Annotated in this window: 17 protein-coding genes, 3 rRNA genes and 1 pseudogene; 13 read left to right on the top strand and 8 right to left on the bottom strand. The window is 67.0% G+C overall.

Going from position 1 to position 21104, the window contains the following annotated elements; genetic code table 11:
- Positions 1 to 64: 64 nt before the first annotated feature.
- The 3 genes from SLINC_RS10940 to SLINC_RS10930 all read right to left on the bottom strand — a co-directional run bounded on the left by SLINC_RS10940 (position 65) and on the right by SLINC_RS10930 (position 2890).
- Entirely contained in the window at positions 65 to 814 is a 750-nt protein-coding gene (locus SLINC_RS10940; RefSeq protein WP_067430043.1) for a transglycosylase SLT domain-containing protein, read from the bottom strand.
- Positions 815 to 1112: 298 nt separating this feature from the next.
- Positions 1113 to 2198 carry an S-adenosylmethionine:tRNA ribosyltransferase-isomerase gene (locus SLINC_RS10935; protein WP_067430040.1) on the bottom strand — a complete coding sequence of 362 codons (1086 nt, stop codon included), beginning with the start codon at positions 2196 to 2198 and terminating at the stop codon, positions 1113 to 1115.
- Entirely contained in the window at positions 2195 to 2890 is a 696-nt protein-coding gene (locus SLINC_RS10930; protein WP_067430037.1) for an SDR family NAD(P)-dependent oxidoreductase, read from the bottom strand. The genes SLINC_RS10935 and SLINC_RS10930 overlap by 4 nt, the downstream gene beginning before the upstream one ends.
- 184 nt (positions 2891 to 3074) lie before the next feature.
- Here SLINC_RS10930 and SLINC_RS10925 point away from each other — a divergent pair, with 184 nt between their 5' ends.
- The 4 genes from SLINC_RS10925 (at position 3075) to SLINC_RS10910 (ending at position 5695) form a co-directional block, all read left to right on the top strand.
- A complete protein-coding gene (locus SLINC_RS10925; protein ID WP_067430034.1) occupies positions 3075 to 4220 on the top strand; it encodes a GAF domain-containing sensor histidine kinase in 1146 nt (381 codons plus the stop codon).
- On the top strand, positions 4213 to 4854 hold the full coding sequence (locus tag SLINC_RS10920) for a response regulator (RefSeq protein WP_067430030.1): 642 nt from the start codon (positions 4213 to 4215) through the stop codon (positions 4852 to 4854). Before SLINC_RS10925 ends, SLINC_RS10920 begins: the two co-directional genes overlap by 8 nt.
- A 168-nt stretch (positions 4855 to 5022) precedes the next feature.
- Positions 5023 to 5268 (top strand): chaplin ChpE, encoded by a 246-nt coding sequence (gene chpE, locus SLINC_RS10915; protein WP_067430027.1) that lies wholly within the window; start codon positions 5023 to 5025, stop codon positions 5266 to 5268.
- A gap of 187 nt (positions 5269 to 5455) precedes the next feature.
- Positions 5456 to 5695, top strand: a complete 240-nt coding sequence (locus SLINC_RS10910) for a chaplin (protein ID WP_067430024.1) — start codon at positions 5456 to 5458, stop codon at positions 5693 to 5695.
- Positions 5696 to 5785: 90 nt separating this feature from the next.
- On the opposite strand, the gene SLINC_RS10905 is transcribed toward SLINC_RS10910, so the two are convergent.
- Positions 5786 to 6574, bottom strand: a complete 789-nt coding sequence (locus SLINC_RS10905; protein ID WP_079164491.1) for a hypothetical protein — start codon at positions 6572 to 6574, stop codon at positions 5786 to 5788.
- A gap of 28 nt (positions 6575 to 6602) precedes the next feature.
- Here SLINC_RS10905 and SLINC_RS10900 point away from each other — a divergent pair.
- The 3 genes and pseudogenes from SLINC_RS10900 to SLINC_RS10890 all read left to right on the top strand — a co-directional run.
- A pseudogene (locus SLINC_RS10900) lies at positions 6603 to 7256 on the top strand (ABC transporter ATP-binding protein); the annotation flags it as partial.
- Between the two features lie 360 nt (positions 7257 to 7616).
- Complete coding sequence (locus SLINC_RS10895) at positions 7617 to 8048, top strand: NfeD family protein (protein WP_067430015.1); 432 nt, start codon at positions 7617 to 7619, stop codon at positions 8046 to 8048.
- Positions 8049 to 8177: 129 nt separating this feature from the next.
- Entirely contained in the window at positions 8178 to 9119 is a 942-nt protein-coding gene (locus SLINC_RS10890) for an SPFH domain-containing protein (RefSeq protein WP_067430013.1), read from the top strand.
- Between the two features lie 85 nt (positions 9120 to 9204).
- Here the strand turns inward: SLINC_RS10890 and SLINC_RS10885 are convergent, their stop codons facing one another.
- From SLINC_RS10885 to SLINC_RS10875, 3 genes are all read right to left on the bottom strand, one after another.
- On the bottom strand, positions 9205 to 9711 hold the full coding sequence (locus SLINC_RS10885) for an HNH endonuclease (protein ID WP_067445217.1): 507 nt from the start codon (positions 9709 to 9711) through the stop codon (positions 9205 to 9207).
- 143 nt (positions 9712 to 9854) lie between these two features.
- Positions 9855 to 10394, bottom strand: coding sequence for a YbhB/YbcL family Raf kinase inhibitor-like protein (locus SLINC_RS10880; RefSeq protein ID WP_067430011.1), 540 nt, complete (start codon positions 10392 to 10394; stop codon positions 9855 to 9857).
- Between the two features lie 43 nt (positions 10395 to 10437).
- Entirely contained in the window at positions 10438 to 11220 is a 783-nt protein-coding gene (locus SLINC_RS10875) for a sporulation protein (protein WP_067430009.1), read from the bottom strand.
- Positions 11221 to 11358: 138 nt separating this feature from the next.
- On the opposite strand from SLINC_RS10875, the gene SLINC_RS10870 reads away from it, so the two are divergent.
- From SLINC_RS10870 to SLINC_RS48770, 6 genes are all read left to right on the top strand, one after another.
- Complete coding sequence (locus SLINC_RS10870) at positions 11359 to 12009, top strand: DNA-3-methyladenine glycosylase (RefSeq protein WP_067430006.1); 651 nt, start codon at positions 11359 to 11361, stop codon at positions 12007 to 12009.
- Between the two features lie 520 nt (positions 12010 to 12529).
- A 16S ribosomal RNA gene (locus SLINC_RS10860) occupies positions 12530 to 14057 on the top strand.
- A 315-nt stretch (positions 14058 to 14372) separates the two neighbouring features.
- A 23S ribosomal RNA gene (locus SLINC_RS10855) occupies positions 14373 to 17495 on the top strand.
- A 104-nt stretch (positions 17496 to 17599) separates the two neighbouring features.
- Positions 17600 to 17716, top strand: a 5S ribosomal RNA gene (rrf, locus tag SLINC_RS10850).
- Together the 16S, 23S and 5S rRNA genes form the textbook arrangement of a ribosomal RNA operon.
- 163 nt (positions 17717 to 17879) lie before the next feature.
- Entirely contained in the window at positions 17880 to 19058 is a 1179-nt protein-coding gene (locus SLINC_RS48775; RefSeq protein WP_237282068.1) for a hypothetical protein, read from the top strand.
- The gene (locus SLINC_RS48770) at positions 18950 to 19753 is read left to right on the top strand and encodes a hypothetical protein (protein ID WP_211292799.1); all 804 of its coding nucleotides are present in this window, start codon (positions 18950 to 18952) and stop codon (positions 19751 to 19753) included. Before SLINC_RS48775 ends, SLINC_RS48770 begins: the two co-directional genes overlap by 109 nt.
- Positions 19754 to 19806: 53 nt before the next feature.
- Here the strand turns inward: SLINC_RS48770 and SLINC_RS10835 are convergent, their stop codons facing one another.
- Positions 19807 to 21099 carry a DUF1015 domain-containing protein gene (locus tag SLINC_RS10835; protein WP_067429998.1) on the bottom strand — a complete coding sequence of 431 codons (1293 nt, stop codon included), beginning with the start codon at positions 21097 to 21099 and terminating at the stop codon, positions 19807 to 19809.
- Positions 21100 to 21104 lie beyond the last annotated feature (5 nt).

The raw sequence follows: 21104 nt of genomic DNA, 5'->3' as shown, positions 1-21104 counted from the left end.
ACCCCGGTGGGGGTGCCGCCCTTCGGCGTACGGGAGGTCCGTGTACGAGAGGCCCGCGCCGGCCTCAGTACGCGCTGTTGACGTTGTCGATCGACCCGTACTTGTCGGCCGCGTAGTTCGCCGCGGCGGTGATGTTGGCGACCGGGTCGTACTGGCTCCACGGCGTGCCGGCGACGTGGTACGCGTCGAAGGTCGGCTTGATGACCTGGAGCAGACCGATGGACGGCGTGCCGTTGATCGCGTTGATGTCCCAGCCGTTGATGGCGTTCGGGTTGCCGGAGGACTCCCGCATGATGTTGCGGTACAGGCCGTTGTACGTGCCCGGGATGCCCTTGGCGTCCATGATGTCCAGGGCTTCCCTGATCCAGCCGTCGAGGTTGTTGGCGTAGGTCTTCGCGGCGACGGGCTTGACCTGGACGCGCTTGGCGGACCGGCTCGCGGCCTCCTTGGCCTTGCGCTCCCGGTCGGCCTTCTTCTTCGCGGCGGCCTCGGCGGCCTTCTTCTTGGCGGCGGCCTCGGCCTTGGACTTGGCCAGGGCTCGCGCCGCGGCCTTCTCCTTGGCCTCGACGGCCCTGCTCTGGAGGCTGTCCGTGGCGAGCTGCTCGGAGACGCCCGACCGCAGGGCCCCCAGCTGCTCGGAGCTGTAGGCCACCTGACCCGGGGCGGCGGCCGCCTCCGACGTGGTCGTCTGCCCGCCCGGAATCGCGGTGAACGCGACGGCGGCGGCGCCGAGCGTGGCGACCCCGGCGATCGCGATCTTGTGGCGCTTGGTCAGCGCGCGACTATGGCCACGAGTAGGGGTGTTCTTGGGCATGGCGAAATGGACCTCTTCGAATAGCGCGGAGGTCGCTCGTCAGTCCGGGGGGACAGGGTGCTTCCGGCACAAACGCCGCGGGTGGGACCCGCGGCGCTGAGCGACGGCTGCCATTCTTAGCGGCCGCAAAATGCATAGGCAAAGGTGTGACCTACGAAGGGACTTAGTGGATCGGGGAAGGTCAAAACAGGACAGAATAGAGCGTCTGCCCCGTTCATGCGGGAAACCTTTGTCTCCTATTTCTCTTAGTACGTGATCTGCGCCCTATGTGCGGGGTCACATCGGGCGCGTAACGGTCTCACCAACTGTTGCTGCCGCAATGCTCTGCGTGAGGGCCCTCCTCCGGGAGCAGGAGATGCACGTCCCCGAACTCGTGCCACAGGTAGAGCCCGCGCAGCGCCGCCTCGTACCCCCGGTCGATCGCCGCCCGCCCCGCGACCGCCTCCAGCATCAGCAGATGCGAGGCCTCCGGCTCGTGCAGCCCCGTCAGCAGCCCGTCGACCACCCGCACCCCACGCTCCGGAGTGACCACGAGATCGGTCCACCCCGCACGCGCGCGTACGACACCGTCGCACCCGGCGGCCGACTCCACGGCCCGCACGGCGGTCGTCCCCACCGCGACGACCCGGCCGTCCCCGGCCCGCACCGCGTTGATCAGCCGCGCCGACGCCTCCGGCACCGAGAACCGCTCCGGATACGGCGGCTCGTGTGCCTCCACCGAGGCCACCCCGGTGTGCAGCGTGACCGGCGCGAACTGCACCCCCCGGCTCACCAGCTCCGCCACCAGCCGCGCCGTGAAGGGCCGCGCCGCACTCGGCATCTCCGCGCTGCCCGACCCGTCGGGCGACGGCAGCGCGAACACCGTCCGGTACACGGACAACGGCTGGTCCCGCTCCGTATAGGAGTAACGGATGGGCCGCCCGTACTCCCGCAGGAGTCCGAGCACGCCCGCCCCCGCGACCCGCGCCCACCACAACCGCTCGCTCGCCGCGGCCACCGGCTCCTCCAGCGTCAGCCGCACACCCCCGGGCAGCCGCACCCGCGTCCCCGCGGGCCCTCCGGCACGCGCGCGCGTGGTGCCCTTCCCGTCCGGATCCCGCAGCTCGACCGCCCACCGCCCGTCGTCCCCGCGCGTGGAGAAGTGCACCACCACGCGCGCGGGCCCGATCCGCCCGTCCACGGCGGCCGCCAGCGTGGACGACGTGTTGACCACCAGCAGATCCCCCGCCCGCAGCAGCCGGGGCAGCTCCACGAACGCGTGGTGCGACACCGCCGTACCACGCGACACGAGCAGCCGTACGGCGTCCCGGCCGCGCCCGGGACCGCGCTGCTCGGCCGGCACCCGGGCCGACAGCTCCTCGGGGACCCGGAGCGCGAGCGTCATCGTGACTCCAGCAGGGCGGGAGCGCCGTAGCGTCCGTTCGCGGGCCGCTCGTCCAGCAGCCGCAGGAAGGCAGGCACCACCGTGGCCGGCTGCGGCCGCGGATCCTCGTCGTCCGGTACGGCCGCCGCGTACAGATCGGTCGCCATGTCCCCGGGATCCACCGCCCACACCCGCAGACCCGGCTCCTCCTCGCCCAGCACCGCCGCGAGATGGTCCAGGGCCGCCTTGGACGCCCCGTAACCGCCCCAGGTCTCGTACGCCTCGGCGGCCGCGTCCGAACTGACCGCGATCACCGTGCCCGTCCCGGACGCCCGCAGCAGCGGCAACGCCTCCTGGACCAGCCCCAAGGCCGCCACCACATTGACCTCCAGCGCCCGCCGCAGCCCCGCAAGGGGAAGCTCCGCCAGCCGCACCAGCGGCTCGGCGCCCAGCGCGCTCGCGTTGTTCACCAGCAGGTCCAGCCCGCCGAGCCGCCGCGCGGCCGCCACGAGCGCCTCCCGGTGCCCGGCATCCGTCACGTCCCCCGGCAGGGCGGTCACCCGCGTTCCGTGCGCCGTGAGCCACTCCGCCGTCTCCTGGAGCGCCGGCGCCGTCCTGGCGTCGAGCACCAGGTCCCAGCCCCGGGCCGCCAGGGCCTCGGCCAGCGCCCGGCCCAGCCCCTTGGAGGCGCCCGTGATGATCGCTACCGGCATGAGACACGTCCCCTCGTCCTCGAACACCCCCGATCGGTGCCCCCACCGTAGGAACCGGGCCGCGGCCACCGCCTCGGACGCGGGCAGCAGACCGGGGCGGCCCTTTGCCCTAGGTCCCCCGCCCTAGTCGTCCACCGTCACAGGTCGGATCCGCGCTGTCACACCCCGCCGGTACCGTGAGGGCATGAGTCAAGGCCCCAGGTCCGGTCTGGCCGCGGTGAGCGCCGCGCTGCTGGCCATGAGCAGGCACCTCGAGGTGCGCGACGTCCTGAAGACGATCGTCGCCTCGGCCCGTGAGCTGCTCGACGCCCAGTACGCGGCCCTCGGCGTCCCCGACGACCACGGCGGCTTCGCCCAGTTCGTCGTCGACGGCGTCAGCGACGCCCAGTGGAAGGCCATCGGCCCCCTCCCGCGCCAGCACGGCATCCTCGCCTCGATGCTGCGCGAGGCCCGGCCCGAGCGCCTCGCCGACGTCCGCAAGGACCCCCGCTTCGAGGGGTGGCCCTCCGCCCACCCCGACATGGTCGACTTCCTGGGCCTGCCCATCCGCGACGGCGACGAGGTCATCGGCGCCCTGTTCCTCGCCAACAAGAACTGCCCGAAGCCGGACGGCGGCTGCGGCTTCACCGAGGACGACGAGGAACTCCTCGCGATCCTCGCCCAGCACGCGGCCATCGCCCTCACCAACGCCCGCCTCTACGAACGCAGCCGCGAACTGACCATCGCCGAGGAACGCTCCCGCCTCGCGCACGAACTGCACGACGCGGTCAGCCAGAAGCTGTTCTCCCTGCGCCTGACCGCCCAGGCCGCCGCCGCCCTCGTCGACCGCGACCCCTCCCGCGCCAAGGGCGAGCTCCAGCAGGTGGCCGCGCTCGCCGCAGAGGCCGCCGACGAACTGCGCGCCGCCGTCGTCGAGCTGCGCCCCGCCGCCCTCGACGAGGACGGACTCGTGGCGACCCTGCGCACCCAGATCCAGGTCCTCGACCGCGCCCACACCGCGCGCGTGACCTTCACGGCCTGTGGCGTCCGCGCCCTGCCCGCCGCCCAGGAGGAGGCAGCGCTGCGGGTCGCCCAGGAAGCCCTGCACAACGCCCTGCGGCACTCCGGCGCCGAGCATGTCGACGTGACCCTGGACCGGCGTGGCGGCGGCGCCGTGCTCCGGGTGACGGACGACGGCAGCGGTTTCGACCCCCAGGGGATACGCCGCGCGGGACGCCACCTCGGCCTGGTCTCCATGCGCGACCGGACGAACGGCGTCGGCGGCACGCTGACCGTGGAATCGGCGCCCGGCAAGGGCACGACGATCGAGATGGAGGTCCCCGGTGGCTGACGCGATCAAGGTCCTGCTCGTCGACGACCACCAGGTGGTCCGCCGGGGGCTGCGCACCTTCCTCGAAGTGCAGGACGACATCGAGGTCGTGGGCGAGGCCGCCGACGGCGCCGAGGGCGTCGCCCGCGCCGAGGAACTGAAGCCCGACGTCGTCCTCATGGACGTCAAGATGCCGGGCATGGACGGCGTCGAGGCACTGCGCAAACTCCGCGAACTGAACAACCCCGCGCGCGTGCTCATCGTCACCAGCTTCACCGAGCAGCGCACGGTCGTCCCGGCCCTGCGGGCGGGCGCCGCCGGCTATGTCTACAAGGACGTCGACCCCGACGCCCTGGCCGGCGCCATCCGGTCCGTGCACGCCGGACACATCCTGCTGCAACCCGAGGTCGCGGGCGCACTGCTGTCCCAGGAGGAGAACAACTCCGGCCAGGGGAGAGGCGGTTCGCTCACCGAGCGGGAGCGGGAGGTGCTCGGGCTGATAGCCGACGGCCGGTCCAACCGTGAGATCGCCCGTGCCCTGGTGCTCTCCGAGAAGACCGTCAAGACACACGTCTCGAACATCCTCATGAAACTCGACCTGGCGGACCGCACCCAGGCGGCGCTCTGGGCCGTACGCCATGGCGCGACCGGCTGAAACGCGCGTGGCGTGCGCTCCGCACGGCAACACGGAGCGTTCCATTCCGGGCTGAGATTCATACCGTCGTGGGAATGTCCCCCAGATGGCGCATCCTTCGTGGATCTCCGCCGTTCTCCAGTGCGTGCTGCGGTGAACCGCCGCAGTGATCGCTAGGAGGGGTTGGAAATGAAGAACCTGAAGAAGGCAGCGGCCGTGACGATGGTGGCCGGCGGTCTGGTCGCCGCCGGAGCCGGCATGGCCTCCGCCACCGGTGGCGCGGGTGCCGACGGCAGCGCCGTGGGCTCCCCGGGCGTCGCCTCGGGCAACCTCGTCCAGGCCCCGGTGCACGTCCCGGTGAACGCGGTCGGCAACAGCGTGAACGTCATCGGTGTGCTGAACCCCGCCTTCGGCAACCTCGGCATCAACCACTGAGACCGGTCGCCCCACGGGCAGTGACCTCCGGCCTCCCGGGCGCACCGGGAGGCCGGTCCGTTTGTCGCTCGAATCATCCGAACGGGCCGGAGAACTCGAATCCGCGTGCCCTTCCGGATTCCTCAGGCGTTCTCAGCGCACGACCCGCGGCCGGGTCGGACAAGCAACCGCAGGAGGAACGCTTCTCATGAACATCGCCAAGAAGGCCGCCGTGGCCCTCACCGTCGCCGGTATCGCCACGGGTGCCGCCGCCGGTGCCGCTGTCGCCGACGCGGGTGCCGACGGCGCGGCCGTGAAGTCGCCGGGCGTCGGCTCGGGCAACCTCGTCCAGGTCCCGGTCCACGTCCCCGTCAACGTCGTCGGTGACAGCGTGAACGTCATCGGCCTGCTGAACCCGACCTTCGGCAACGAAGGCACGAACGACTGACGTCGTGTCCTGACCGCCAGGGGCCCCTCAAGTCAACGGCGACTTGAGGGGCCCCTGGCGTTGCGCGTCCGCGGTCTCAGCCGCGGGCGGTCACCGCACCCCCCGCTCCCGCTCCTCCACATACGCGTTGTACGCCGCGACCTGCGCCCTTCGCGCCGTACGCTCCACCGGCCGCAACGCCTCGCCCCGAGCAGCCATCTCCCCCGAACTCACCGCACCCCCGTGCCCGTTCTCATAGGCCAGCGACACCAACAACCCCACCCGTTGCGCCAGCTCCAGCACCCGCACCGCCCGCGGCGGATACCCCGGCGCCAGCACCTCCCGCCCCCGCTCGGCCCGCGCCCGATATGCGTCGATCGCCGCCTGGGCCACCGGACCCGACCCGGCCACATCCAGCCGCGTCAGCACCTCGGTCGCATCCCGCAGGGCCTCGGCCAGCTCCCGCTCGGCCTCCCCGAGAGAGGGCACATCCGCCGGCGGAGCCTCCCGCACGGCAAGGCAGTGCCAGACGACCTCGACATGGACATCACCCTCGGGCCCGGCCTCGTACACCTCGGGCACCAACCCGAGCGCGGCACCGTGGCAGACCACCGCCTCCTCCGCGTCCAGCGCCCGCGCGTTGAACTCCGGCGGCCCGCTCAGCCCCAGCGGATGCCCCGGCGCCGGCAGCGCCACCCGCAGCCCCGTGACACCGAGCGAACGCAGCCGCCCGAGCGCGAGCGTGAGACCGACCGGCGCCGTCTCGTCGGGCAGCCCCTCCACCCGGTGCACGGCGTCCTCCCCGACGATCGAGAGCACGGCATCGTCAGGTGAGACAAGTCCGGCCAACAGGGCATTTCCCCATGAGGCAAGGCGTCCAGAGCGTGGTTCCGTGAGCATGCCCCCAGCCTAAGGACCGGACCGATGGATGGGAGCGGGTGGCCGGTGGCGTAGATTTCCTAGAGGACTGCGCCCACCGGCGCGGCGGACCGAGCCACTGGCTTACGCGACAGCCGAGACCGGCCACACTGCAAGGGGAGACAACGCGCTCATGAGCGATGTTCTGGAGCTTCAGGACGTATCCGTGGTCCGTGAGGACCGGGCTCTGGTGGACCAGGTCTCCTGGTCGGTCAAGGAAGGCGAGCGCTGGGTCATCCTCGGACCCAACGGCGCCGGCAAGACCACGCTCCTGAATCTCGCGTCGAGCTACCTCTACCCCAGCAAGGGCACCGCCACCATCCTCGGCGAGACCCTCGGCAAGCCCGGCACCGACGTCTTCGAACTCCGCCCGCGCATCGGCATGGCCGGCATCGCCATGGCCGACAAGCTCCCCAAGCGGCAGACCGTCCTCCAGACCGTGCTGACCGCCGCCTACGGCATGACCGCCGGCTGGCAGGAGGAGTACGAGGACATCGACGAGCAGCGCGCCCGCGCCTTCCTCGACCGGCTCGGCATGAGCGACTACCTGGACCGCAAGTTCGGCACCCTCTCCGAGGGCGAGCGCAAGCGCACCCTGATCGCCCGCGCCCTGATGACCGACCCCGAGCTGCTCCTCCTCGACGAGCCCGCCGCCGGCCTCGACCTCGGCGGCCGCGAGGACCTCGTACGCCGTCTCGGCCGCCTCGCGCGCGACCCGATCGCCCCCTCGATGCTCATGGTCACCCACCACGTCGAGGAGATCGCCCCCGGCTTCACCCACGTCCTGATGATCCGTCAGGGCAAGGTCCTCGCCGCCGGCCCGCTGGAGCTGGAACTCACCTCCCGCAACCTCTCCCTCTGCTTCGGTCTCCCGCTCGTCGTCGAACAGGTCGGCGACCGCTGGACCGCCCAGGGCCTTCCTCTGTCGTGACCTGGTGAAGTACCCGCGAAAACACGGGTAAGAAGCAGGTTCGGGTCCCATGCGCCCTGTCCGTGGCAGGACCCGGAGACCTACCATGACCACGTGAACGACATCGACGCATGGGTGTGGTGGCTCATCGGCGCGGCTGCGCTCGGAATCCCGCTCGTGGTGACCGCGATGCCGGAGTTCGGCATGCTCGCGGTAGGTGCGGGAGCGGCGGCGATCGCGGCCGGACTCGGCACGGGCGTCGTCGTCCAGGTGCTGGTCTTCGCGGTCGTCTCGACCGCCCTCATCGCCGTGGTGCGGCCCATCGCGGCCCGGCACCGCTCGCAGCGACCCCAACTCGTCAGCGGAGTGGACGCGTTGAAGGGCAAACAGGCCGTCGTGCTGGAGCGCGTGGACGGTTCCGGTGGCCGGATCAAGCTCGCCGGAGAGGTCTGGTCGGCCCGCTCCCTCGACACCGGGCGCGCTTTCGATGTGGGTCAGGAAGTGGACGTCGTGGAGATCGAAGGTGCCACGGCGATCGTCATGTGACCTCGGACGACGCAACTGAACCGAACGCACCACGAGTTACCCGACGGTCTGTCAGACTCGTCGAGCAAGATCTTCAACACCATAAGATCTTCCGAAAGCGCCGAAGCCGAGAAGGGTACGGGGAGCACGATGGAACCGGTCATCATCGTCTTGATCATCCTGGTGGTGTTGGTCTTCATCGCCCTCATCAAGACGATCCAGGTCATCCCGCAGGCGAGCGCAGCGATCGTCGAACGATTCGGCCGCTACACGCGGACGCTCAACGCGGGCCTCAACATCGTCGTCCCGTTCATAGACACCATCCGCAACCGCATCGACCTGCGTGAACAGGTCGTGCCGTTCCCGCCCCAGCCGGTGATCACCCAGGACAACCTGGTCGTGAACATCGACACCGTCATCTACTACCAGGTGACCGACGCCCGGGCCGCCACCTACGAAGTCGCCAGCTACATCCAGGCGATCGAGCAGCTCACCGTCACCACCCTGCGCAACATCATCGGCGGCATGGACCTGGAGCGGACCCTGACCTCCCGCGAGGAGATCAACGCTGCCCTGCGCGGTGTCCTCGACGAGGCCACCGGCAAGTGGGGCATCCGCGTCAACCGCGTCGAGCTCAAGGCGATCGAACCGCCCACCTCCATCCAGGACTCGATGGAGAAGCAGATGCGCGCCGACCGTGACAAGCGCGCCGCGATCCTCACCGCCGAAGGTACGCGCCAGGCGGCGATCCTCACCGCCGAGGGTGAGAAGCAGTCCCAGATCCTGCGCGCCGAGGGTGAGGCCAAGGCCGCCGCCCTGCGCGCCGAGGGCGAGGCCCAGGCCGTCCGTACGGTCTTCGAGGCCATCCACGCCGGTGACCCGGACCAGAAGCTCCTCTCCTACCAGTACCTCCAGATGCTCCCGAAGATCGCCGAGGGCGACGCCAACAAGCTCTGGATCGTCCCCAGCGAGATCGGCGACGCCCTCAAGGGCCTGTCGGGCGCGATGGGCAACTTCGGCGCCATGGGCGGCGGTTCCTCCGGCAACGGCGGCGGCAGCTCGGAACGCCGAGAGAAGCCTTCGATCGACTGAGACCTGCTGGACCGCACGACAAAGCAGCCCCGCACCCATCCCAGGGACGCGGGGCTGCCTTCAATCCGTCCGAACCCGGCAGACGCTAGGCCGCATCCACGGCCAACCAGTCCGGCAGCGCCGAGAAGTCCTCGCGGCCCAGGGACAACAGCATCGCGTCAGCGGGAGTCGGCTCGAACGGTCGCCTGAGCAACGGCATCCCCGCCTCCTCCGGAGTCCGGTTCGCCTTGCGGTGGTTGTCCTCCGCGCACGAGGCCACCGTGTTCAGCCAGGTGTCCTGACCACCCTGCGCCCGCGGCACCACGTGGTCCACGGTCGTCGCCCGCCGGCCGCAGTACGCGCACCTGTGCCGGTCCCGCACCAGAACACCCCGCCTCGACCACGGGGCTTGTCTTCGGAACGGCACCCGTACGTACCTGCACAACCTGATCACCCGGGGCGCCGGTATGTCGACCGCGGCTCCGCGCATGCGCAGTTCGGGGTGGGACTGCTCGACGATGGCCTTGTCCTGGAGCACCAGAACGACGGCTCGGTTCAGCGTCACTGTCGACAGCGGCTCGAAGCTCGCATTCAGCACCAGCGTGTCACGCATCCAGCCCACCTCCCACGTCACCGGCCCACCCCCTGGCGGGCTTGGATCAACTTTGGCCGGGCACGCCGAGATGGACAACGCAATAAAAACTGCCCGCCTCTGATCAATTCCAAGACCAGAGGCGGGCAAACGTCCCGTGAACGTCAGGCTTCGGCGGGCACCTCGTACTCACCGACCAACTGGGCACGCGCGATCGCGTGGAATCGCAGGTTGAAGCCGACGAACGCAGGAGAGGCGTCGGAATCGGGACCGAGCTTCTCCTGGTCCACGGCGTACACCGTGAAGACATACCGATGCGGCCCGTCCCCGGGCGGCGGGGCGGCACCACCGAAGTCCTTCGACCCGTAGTCGTTCCGAGCCTGTACGGCCCCCTCCGGCAGCCCCTCGAACTTGCCGCTGCCCGCACCCACCGGCAACTCGGTCACCGAGGCCGGGATGTCGAACACCACCCAGTGCCAGAACCCGCTGCCCGTCGGGGCATCGGGGTCGTAGCAGGTCACGGCGAAGCTCTTGGTCTCCGGCGGAAAGCCCTCCCACCGCAGCTGCGGCGAGGTGTTGCCGGCCGCGTAGACCTGAGCGTCCTTGAGCGTCGCGCCCTCCGCCACGTCCTCGCTCACGACCGTGAACGACGGTACGGGCGGATGGAAGTCATGGGGGAGCGGCCGCCGCTTGAGCTCGGTCACCTCGGTACCTCCTGATCGATTACTGGAGTCAGTGGTTCCGAGCCTAGAACCAGTTGCGCTTGCTGCCGACCTCGGACAGCCACTGGTTGAGGTACGCGACCCAGTCGGTGCCCTGGTAGTCGTGCAGACCCACCTGGAAGGAGCGGAAGGTGTCGCTGCCCTCGCTGAACAGCCCCGGCTTCTTGTCCATCTCCAGGACGACGTCCATCACGCTCTGGTCGGCGACGAAGCTCAGCTCGACCTGGTTCAGCCCCCGGTACTGCTGCGGCGGGAAGAACTCGATCTCCTGGTAGAAGGGGAGCTTCTGGCGCGTACCCCGGATGAGACCGCGCTCCAGGTCGGCGTTCTTGAAGCGGAAGCCCAGCTGGATGAAGGCGTCCAGGATGGCCTTCTGCGCGGGCAGCGGGTGCACGCTCACCGGGTCCAGGTCACCGGAGTCCACGGCACGCGCGATCTCCAGCTCGGTGGTGACGCCGATGTTCATCCCCCGCAGCGGCTGACCGTCGATCGTCGTGATCGGCGTCTCCCACGGAATCTCCAGCCCGAACGGCACCGTGTGCACCGCGTTCGCCTTCAGCTCGAAGGCCCCGCCGAGCCGCTGCTTGGTGAACTCGATGTCCTGCTTGTACTCCTGGTCGCCGCTCTCGACCTCGACCTTGGCCTGAAGACCGACCGACAGCGCCTCGATCTGCTGGTCGACGGACCCGCCCTGGATCCGCACCTCGCCCTGGACGACACCACCCGGGACGACGTTGACCTCGGTCAGCACCGTCTCCACCGAAGCACCGCCGGCCCCCAGGCTCGCGAGCAGCTTCTTGAACGCCATGTCTCTCCCTCTACGTATGGATCCTTGATCCCTACAAACGCGATCCAGCCGTGGCCGGTTCCGGAACCTCACCCTTGCAAGGCGAGCCCGCCCTGGCCACCCCGCTGCGTCCACCCGTCTGCACTACCCTCGGACGGCATGATCGCGACCCCCGACCGTACGCCCCTGCCCCGCGACTTCTTCGACCGGCCCGTACTGGAGGTCGCCCCCGACCTCCTGGGCCGCGTCCTCGTCAGCAGCACCCCGGACGGTCCGATCACCCTCCGCCTCACAGAGGTCGAGGCCTACGACGGTCCCAATGACCCCGGCTCCCACGCCTACCGGGGCCGCACAGCCCGCAATGCGGTGATGTTCGGTCCCCCCGGACACGTGTACGTCTACTTCACCTACGGCATGTGGTTCTGCATGAACCTGGTGTGCGGTCCGGAGGGGACCGCGAGCGCGGTCCTGCTGCGGGCCGGCGAGATCGTCGAGGGCGCCGAGCTGGCTCGCAAACGTCGACTATCGGCCCGAAACGACAAGGAACTGGCCAAAGGCCCCGCCCGCCTGGCCACAGCCCTCGGTGTGGACCGGGCCCTCGACGGCACCGACGCGTGCGCCCCCGGCGAGACCCCGCTGAGGATCCTGACGGGTACACCCGTCGCGTCCGACCAGGTACGCAGCGGTCCACGCACCGGCGTGGCCGGCGAGGGCGGCAACGGCGACGTCCACCCGTGGCGCTTCTGGGTCGCCAACGACCCGACGGTGAGCCCTTATCGGGCCCACGTACCGAGGCGCCGCCGAAGTTGACTCGCCTTGGACGGGCGCGTAACGTAGCCCGAGCCGCTTGAACCGGGTACGGCGTTCGCCTGCAGCCGGAAGCGGCCAAACCACTACCTACGACTTCCCCTCAGCAGGGGCGAATTCGGCGTGCCTGAATTCCGAATCTGCGGAACTCGATTATGAGTTGGCGAGGGAATCGGCTAACGTAGTGAATGTCGAAAGGCCGACAGGCGAAAGCCAAAGCCTTCCGGCACATCCCGCCGACAGGGAATCGGGTCCGAAAGGATCTGATAGAGTCGGAAACGCAAGACCGAAGGGAAGCCCGGAGGAAAGCCCGAGAGGGTGAGTACAAAGGAAGCGTCCGTTCCTTGAGAACTCAACAGCGTGCCAAAAATCAACGCCAGATATGTTGATACCCCGTCTCCGGCCATACGGCCGAAGATGAGGTTCCTTTGAAGAAAAAACACAGCGAGGACGCTGTGAACCATCGGCTTATTCCGCCGGTGGTTCCGCTCTCGTGATGTGTGCACCCGATTACGGGTAAACATTCACGGAGAGTTTGATCCTGGCTCAGGACGAACGCTGGCGGCGTGCTTAACACATGCAAGTCGAACGATGAACCACTTCGGTGGGGATTAGTGGCGAACGGGTGAGTAACACGTGGGCAATCTGCCCTTCACTCTGGGACAAGCCCTGGAAACGGGGTCTAATACCGGATACCACCACCACGGGCATCTGTGGTGGTTGAAAGCTCCGGCGGTGAAGGATGAGCCCGCGGCCTATCAGCTTGTTGGTGAGGTAATGGCTCACCAAGGCGACGACGGGTAGCCGGCCTGAGAGGGCGACCGGCCACACTGGGACTGAGACACGGCCCAGACTCCTACGGGAGGCAGCAGTGGGGAATATTGCACAATGGGCGAAAGCCTGATGCAGCGACGCCGCGTGAGGGATGACGGCCTTCGGGTTGTAAACCTCTTTCAGCAGGGAAGAAGCGAAAGTGACGGTACCTGCAGAAGAAGCGCCGGCTAACTACGTGCCAGCAGCCGCGGTAATACGTAGGGCGCAAGCGTTGTCCGGAATTATTGGGCGTAAAGAGCTCGTAGGCGGCTTGTCACGTCGGGTGTGAAAGCCCGGGGCTTAACCCCGGGTCTGCATTCGATACGGGCTAGCTAGAGTGTGGTAGGGGAGATCGGAATTCCTGGTGTAGCGGTGAAATGCGCAGATATCAGGAGGAACACCGGTGGCGAAGGCGGATCTCTGGGCCATTACTGACGCTGAGGAGCGAAAGCGTGGGGAGCGAACAGGATTAGATACCCTGGTAGTCCACGCCGTAAACGGTGGGAACTAGGTGTTGGCGACATTCCACGTCGTCGGTGCCGCAGCTAACGCATTAAGTTCCCCGCCTGGGGAGTACGGCCGCAAGGCTAAAACTCAAAGGAATTGACGGGGGCCCGCACAAGCAGCGGAGCATGTGGCTTAATTCGACGCAACGCGAAGAACCTTACCAAGGCTTGACATACACCGGAAACGGCCAGAGATGGTCGCCCCCTTGTGGTCGGTGTACAGGTGGTGCATGGCTGTCGTCAGCTCGTGTCGTGAGATGTTGGGTTAAGTCCCGCAACGAGCGCAACCCTTGTCCTGTGTTGCCAGCAACTCCTTCGGGAGGTTGGGGACTCACAGGAGACCGCCGGGGTCAACTCGGAGGAAGGTGGGGACGACGTCAAGTCATCATGCCCCTTATGTCTTGGGCTGCACACGTGCTACAATGGCCGGTACAATGAGCTGCGATACCGTGAGGTGGAGCGAATCTCAAAAAGCCGGTCTCAGTTCGGATTGGGGTCTGCAACTCGACCCCATGAAGTCGGAGTTGCTAGTAATCGCAGATCAGCATTGCTGCGGTGAATACGTTCCCGGGCCTTGTACACACCGCCCGTCACGTCACGAAAGTCGGTAACACCCGAAGCCGGTGGCCCAACCCCCTTGTGGGGAGGGAGCTGTCGAAGGTGGGACTGGCGATTGGGACGAAGTCGTAACAAGGTAGCCGTACCGGAAGGTGCGGCTGGATCACCTCCTTTCTAAGGAGCACTTCTTACCAGATCCTTCGGGATCAGGTCAGAGGCCACTACGCAGGCAAACGTTCTGCGGTGGTTGCTCAAGGGTGGAACGTTGATTATTCGGCACACTTGATCGTCTTCTCCTTCCAGTACTGCTCTTCGGAGCGTGGAACGTTGAGGGAAGCGGAAAGTGTGTCGGGCACGCTGTTGGGTGTCTGAGGGCACGGCCGTAAGGTCCTGTCTTCGGGTGCCGGCCCCAGTGAACTCGCCCAGGAGGGCGGGGTGATGGGTGGCTGGTCGTTGTTTGAGAACTGCACAGTGGACGCGAGCATCTGTGGCCAAGTTTTTAAGGGCGCACGGTGGATGCCTTGGCACCAGGAACCGATGAAGGACGTGGGAGGCCACGATAGTCCCCGGGGAGTCGTCAACCAGGCTTTGATCCGGGGGTTTCCGAATGGGGAAACCCGGCAGTCGTCATGGGCTGTCACCCATACCTGAACACATAGGGTATGTGGAGGGAACGCGGGGAAGTGAAACATCTCAGTACCCGCAGGAAGAGAAAACAACCGTGATTCCGGGAGTAGTGGCGAGCGAAACCGGATGAGGCCAAACCGTATACGTGTGAGACCCGGCAGGGGTTGCGTATGCGGGGTTGTGGGATCTCTCTTCTGTCGTCTGCCGGCGACAGGACGAGTCAGAAACCGTTGATGTAGGCGAAGGACATGCGAAAGGTCCGGCGTAGAGGGTAAGACCCCCGTAGTCGAAACATCAGCGGCTCGTTTGAGAGACACCCAAGTAGCACGGGGCCCGAGAAATCCCGTGTGAATCTGGCGGGACCACCCGCTAAGCCTAAATATTCCCTGGTGACCGATAGCGGATAGTACCGTGAGGGAATGGTGAAAAGTACCGCGGGAGCGGAGTGAAATAGTACCTGAAACCGTGTGCCTACAAGCCGTGGGAGCGTCGCTGTATGTGCTTGCACATGCAGTCGTGACTGCGTGCCTTTTGAAGAATGAGCCTGCGAGTTTGCGGTGTGTTGCGAGGTTAACCCGAGTGGGGAAGCCGTAGCGAAAGCGAGTCCGAATAGGGCGGTATAGTAGCGCGCTCAAGACCCGAAGCGGAGTGATCTAGCCATGGGCAGGTTGAAGCGGAGGTAAGACTTCGTGGAGGACCGAACCCACCAGGGTTGAAAACCTGGGGGATGACCTGTGGTTAGGGGTGAAAGGCCAATCAAACTCCGTGATAGCTGGTTCTCCCCGAAATGCATTTAGGTGCAGCGTCGTGTGTTTCTTGCCGGAGGTAGAGCACTGGATAGGCGATGGGCCCTACCGGGTTACTGACCTTAGCCAAACTCCGAATGCCGGTAAGTGAGAGCGCGGCAGTGAGACTGTGGGGGATAAGCTCCATGGTCGAGAGGGAAACAGCCCAGAGCATCGACTAAGGCCCCTAAGCGTACGCTAAGTGGGAAAGGATGTGGAGTCGCACAGACAACCAGGAGGTTGGCTTAGAAGCAGCCACCCTTGAAAGAGTGCGTAATAGCTCACTGGTCTAGTGATTCCGCGCCGACAATGTAGCGGGGCTCAAGCGTACCGCCGAAGTCGTGTCATTCCAGCATGAGGGCCAACGCCCGTTGGGATGGGTAGGGGAGCGTCGTCTGCCGGGTGAAGCAGCCGCGGAAGCGAGTTGTGGACGGTTGACGAGTGAGAATGCAGGCATGAGTAGCGATACACACGTGAGAAACGTGTGCGCCGATTGACTAAGGGTTCCTGGGTCAAGCTGATCTGCCCAGGGTAAGTCGGGACCTAAGGCGAGGCCGACAGGCGTAGTCGATGGATAACCGGTTGATATTCCGGTACCCGCTGTGAAGCGTCTAACATCGAACCCATTTATGCTAAGGCCGTGAAGCCGTTCCGGACCCTTCGGGGAATGGAAAGTGGTGGAGCCGCCGAACCACGGTGGTAGTAGGTGAGTGATGGGGTGACGCAGGAAGGTAGTCCATCCCGGGCGGTGGTTGTCCCGGGGTAAGGGTGTAGCCCGAGAGATAGGTAAATCCGTCTCTCATGAGGGTGAGACCTGATGCCGAGCCGATTGTGGTGAAGTGGATGATCCTATGCTGTCGAGAAAAGCCTCTAGCGAGTTTCATGGCGGCCCGTACCCTAAACCGACTCAGGTGGTCAGGTAGAGAATACCGAGGCGTTCGGGTGAACTATGGTTAAGGAACTCGGCAAAATGCCCCCGTAACTTCGGGAGAAGGGGGGCCATCACTGGTGATCCGTTTTACACGGTGAGCTGGGGGTGGCCGCAGAGACCAGCGAGAAGCGACTGTTTACTAAAAACACAGGTCCGTGCGAAGCCGTAAGGCGATGTATACGGACTGACGCCTGCCCGGTGCTGGAACGTTAAGGGGACCGGTTAGTCCAACTTCGGTTGGGCGAAGCTGAGAACTTAAGCGCCAGTAAACGGCGGTGGTAACTATAACCATCCTAAGGTAGCGAAATTCCTTGTCGGGTAAGTTCCGACCTGCACGAATGGCGTAACGACTTCTCGACTGTCTCAACCATAGGCCCGGTGAAATTGCACTACGAGTAAAGATGCTCGTTTCGCGCAGCAGGACGGAAAGACCCCGGGACCTTTACTACAGTTTGATATTGGTGTTCGGTTCGGCTTGTGTAGGATAGCTGGGAGACTGTGAACTCTGGACGCCAGTTCAGGGGGAGTCGTCGTTGAAATACCAGTCTGGTCGTGCTGGATGTCTAACCTGGGTCCGTGATCCGGATCAGGGACAGTGTCTGATGGGTAGTTTAACTGGGGCGGTTGCCTCCTAAAGAGTAACGGAGGCGCCCAAAGGTTCCCTCAGCCTGGTTGGCAATCAGGTGTTGAGTGTAAGTGCACAAGGGAGCTTGACTGTGAGACCGACGGGTCGAGCAGGGACGAAAGTCGGGACTAGTGATCCGGCGGTGGCTTGTGGAAGCGCCGTCGCTCAACGGATAAAAGGTACCCCGGGGATAACAGGCTGATCTTCCCCAAGAGTCCATATCGACGGGATGGTTTGGCACCTCGATGTCGGCTCGTCGCATCCTGGGGCTGGAGTCGGTCCCAAGGGTTGGGCTGTTCGCCCATTAAAGCGGTACGCGAGCTGGGTTTAGAACGTCGTGAGACAGTTCGGTCCCTATCCGCTGCGCGCGTAGGAATATTGAGAAGGGCTGTCCCTAGTACGAGAGGACCGGGACGGACGAACCTCTGGTGTGCCAGTTGTCCTGCCAAGGGCATGGCTGGTTGGCTACGTTCGGGAGGGATAACCGCTGAAAGCATCTAAGCGGGAAGCCTGCTTCGAGATGAGTATTCCCACCCCCTTTGAGGGGTTAAGGCTCCCAGTAGACGACTGGGTTGATAGGCCGGATGTGGAAGCCCAGTAATGGGTGGAGCTGACCGGTACTAATAGGCCGAGGGCTTGTCCTCAGTTGCTCGCGTCCACTGTGTTAGTTCTGAGGCAACGACTGTTGCCGGCTTTGAGTAGAACATCCAATTAAAAAGTGTGCTTGTTCGCTCGAAACCATTAGGGTTTCGGTGGTTATAGCGTGAGGGAAACGCCCGGTTACATTCCGAACCCGGAAGCTAAGCCTTACAGCGCCGATGGTACTGCAGGGGGGACCCTGTGGGAGAGTAGGACGCCGCCGAACAATCTTTGGGAAGGACCCCTGGTCCCCAGCGTTCAGCTGGGACCAGGGGTCCTTTCGTTTTTATAATGCTTGCAGTACCGAAGACAGGAGTCACCGATGTCCACCAACTCTCCCGACGATCGACCGGAGCGCGACCAGCGGCGACGGGACAGTGGTGACCGCGGTGGCTACCGCGGTGATCGTGGTGGCTTCCGCCGTGACGACAACCGGGGTGGCGCGGGCCGGCGTGACGACCGCCGCGACGACCGTCGTGACGACCGGCGCGAAGGGGACCGCGGTCCTCGTCCCCCGTTCCGTCGTGACGATCGTCCCAGCGGGCCGCGCAGGGACGACCGGGATCGTGGGCCGCGTCGGGACGGCGATCGGCCTGCCTTCCGTCGGGATGACCGCCGTGACGACCGGCCTCCCTTCCGCCGTGACGACCGCCGTGACGACCGGCCCGCTGTCCGGCGCGATGACCGTGGTGATCGTGGTGGCTTCCGCCGGGACGACAACCGGGGTGGCTTCAACCGGGACAACGACCGCGGTGGTCAGGGCCGTCGCGATGACCGTGGCGGCGGCTTCCGTCGGGATGACCGCCGCGATGACCGGCCCGCCGTCAGGCGCGATGACCGGCCTCCCTTCCGTCGTGACGATCGCCGGGACGACAGGCGCGACGATCGCCGGGGCGATGACCGTGGGGCTCGTCCCCCGTTCCGTCGTGATGACCGTGATCGTGACCGGGGCTTCCGCAGCGACGATCGTGACCGTGGGCCGCGCAGGGACGACCAGGATCGTGGGCCGCGTCGGGATGGCGATCGGCCTGCCTTCCGGCGCGACGACCGCCGCGATGACAGGCGCGATGACCGTCCTGCCTTCCGGCGCGATGACCGCCGGGACGACAGGCGTGACGACCGCCGCGATGACCGGCCTGCCGTCAGGCGCGATGACCGGCGCGATGAGCGGCCTCCCTTCCGGCGTGACGACCGCCGTGACGACCGGCCCGCTGTCCGGCGCGATGACCGCGGTGATCGTGGTGGCTTCCGTCGGGACGACAACCGTGGTGAGCGGAGCGGTGGGTTCCGGGGTCGGGACGACCGTGGTGGGTTTGGTCCCCGGCGTGACGACCGTGGTGGACGGCCGGGAGGCTTCCGTGGTCGCGACGGAGGCCGGGACGGTGGCCGTCGGGACGACCGGCGTGGTGGAGGCCGTTTCCGTGATGAGCGGGAGCGGGACCGCGAGCCGATCAAGCGGCTGCCGATCCCCGAGGACGTCACGGGCGAGGAGATCGACAAGGACGTACGGCAGGAGCTTCAGAGTCTGCCCAAGACGCTCGCGGAGGACGTCGCCAAGAACCTGGTGATGGTGGCCCGGCTCATCGACGAGGAGCCGGAGCGGGCCTACGCCTACTCCAAGGTGGCGCTGCGGCTCGCGTCGCGCGTGGCCGCCGTACGGGAGGCGGGCGGGTTCGCCGCGTACGCGAACCAGAAGTACGCGGAGGCGCTCGCCGAGTTCCGGGCGGCGCGGCGGATGACGGGCAGCGTGGAGCTGTGGCCGGTCATGGCGGACTGCGAGCGTGGGCTCGGGCGGCCGGAGAAGGCGCTCGACATGGCCGGGGCTCCCGAGGTGCACAAGCTCGACAAGGCCGGGCAGGTGGAGATGCGGCTCGTGGCGGCCGGTGCCCGGCGGGACATGGGGCAGCTGGAAGCGGCGATCGTGACGCTTCAGAGCCCCGAGCTGGCGTCCCACTCGGTGCAGCCGTGGACCGCGCGGCTCCGGTACGCGTACGCCGACGCGCTGCTCGCAGCGGAGCGTGAGGGCGAGGCGCGGGAGTGGTTCGCGAAGGCCGTCGAGGCGGACAAGGACGGCAGCACGGACGCGTCGGACCGGCTCGCCGAGCTGGACGGGGTCGAGTTCGTCGACGCTTTCGACGAGACCGTGGGTGAGGACGACTCCGAGAGCGCGGCCGAGGTCGTGGAGGACGCCGGGGACGACACGGTCGACGGCGCTGACACGGACGTTGCCGAGGACGGCCGCAAGGACGTCGACGACGACTGACATGCGTGAGTGAAAGGGCGGACCCCGGCACCGGGGTCCGCCCTTTCGTATGTTCAGAGGTCCAGTGCGCGCAGTACCAGGCCCGACGCCGGCTTCGGGCCGAAGGACGTGGACTTGCGGGGCATCGTGACGCCCTGGCGGGCGAGGTCGCGGACGAGCTCCTCGCGGACCGGGTGCATCAGGACGGCCGTACCGCCGTCGCGTTCGGCCTTCTCCACCGTGGCGGCCGTGTCGTGGATGTAGGCGATGCGGGTGGGGTCGTCCTCGGGGATGTGCCAGACGTGGTCGAGGAGGGTGGCGTGCAGGACCGTCGCGTCCAGGGTGCGCCAGGCGGCGGGGTGGTCGGCGGGGATCGTGCGGGCCAGGAGGGCCGGGTCCGGGCGGTCGAGCAGGTGGAAGGCGCCGTCGCCGGCGAGGAGGAAGGCGTTGCCCGCGCAGGCCGCGTCGGACAGGGTCGACAGTGCCGCGCTCAGCGGGACGTCCAGGCGGCGTACGCGGAAGAGGCCGTCCACGGCGTGCAGTGCCTCCGACACCGGTACGCCGTGCAGGAGGCGGTGGATGGCGCGGACGCGCAGGGGGTAGCGGGCCGTGTCGACCAGCAGGACCAGTCCGTAGTCCCAGGGGCTGGGGGAAGGGTGCTCCGCGCGTAGACGCCGGTAGGTGGCCCAGCGGTGGTGGCCGTCGGCGATCAGGGCCTGGTGACGGGCCAGGTCGGTGCGGATGCGGGCCAGGTCGGCGGGACTGGTGAGGGACCAGAGGCGGTGGTGGAAGCCGTCCTCGGTGGTCGTGGCGAGCAGCGCGGGCCGTTCGGCGGTCTGCTCGACGAGCTCGGAGGTGGCGGACGACGAGCCGTCGCCGCGGTAGGTCAGGAGCAGCGGTTCCAGGTTCGCGGAAGTGGCGCGCATCAGGGCGGCGCGGTCGGCGACGACGTGCGGCATCACGTCCTCGTGGGGCAGGACCACGCCCTCCGAGGGGTCCGACAGGCGCAGGGTGCCGATGACGCCGCGCTGGAGCAGGCCGTTGCCGTCGCTCTGTTCGTAGACGTACAGGCCGGGTTCCGGATCGGCGGCGAGGACTCCCTCGGCCAGCCAGCGGCGCAGGGTGCGGGCCGCCTGGTCGTTGCGTTCGGCGGGGGTGGTGGCCTGCGGGAGGATCAGCCGGACGATGTTGTACGGGTCGTTGGACTGGAGTTGGTGCAGGCCGTCCGGTCGGACCACGACGTCGTACGGCGGAGATGTCACGGCGGCGAGGCTGCCGACCCGGTCGGGGTCGTAGCGAAGGCCTCGGAACGGGGTGAGTTCCAGGCCTCGGCGCGCCGTTGCTTCCGAGTGACCTGCTGAGTTCATCCCGG

The sequence above is a fragment of the Streptomyces lincolnensis genome (assembly GCF_001685355.1).
GTDB classification, from domain to species: Bacteria; Actinomycetota; Actinomycetes; order Streptomycetales; family Streptomycetaceae; genus Streptomyces; species Streptomyces lincolnensis.
Note: the sequence above shows the minus strand (reverse complement) of the source record. Positions and strands in the feature narration are given on the sequence as shown.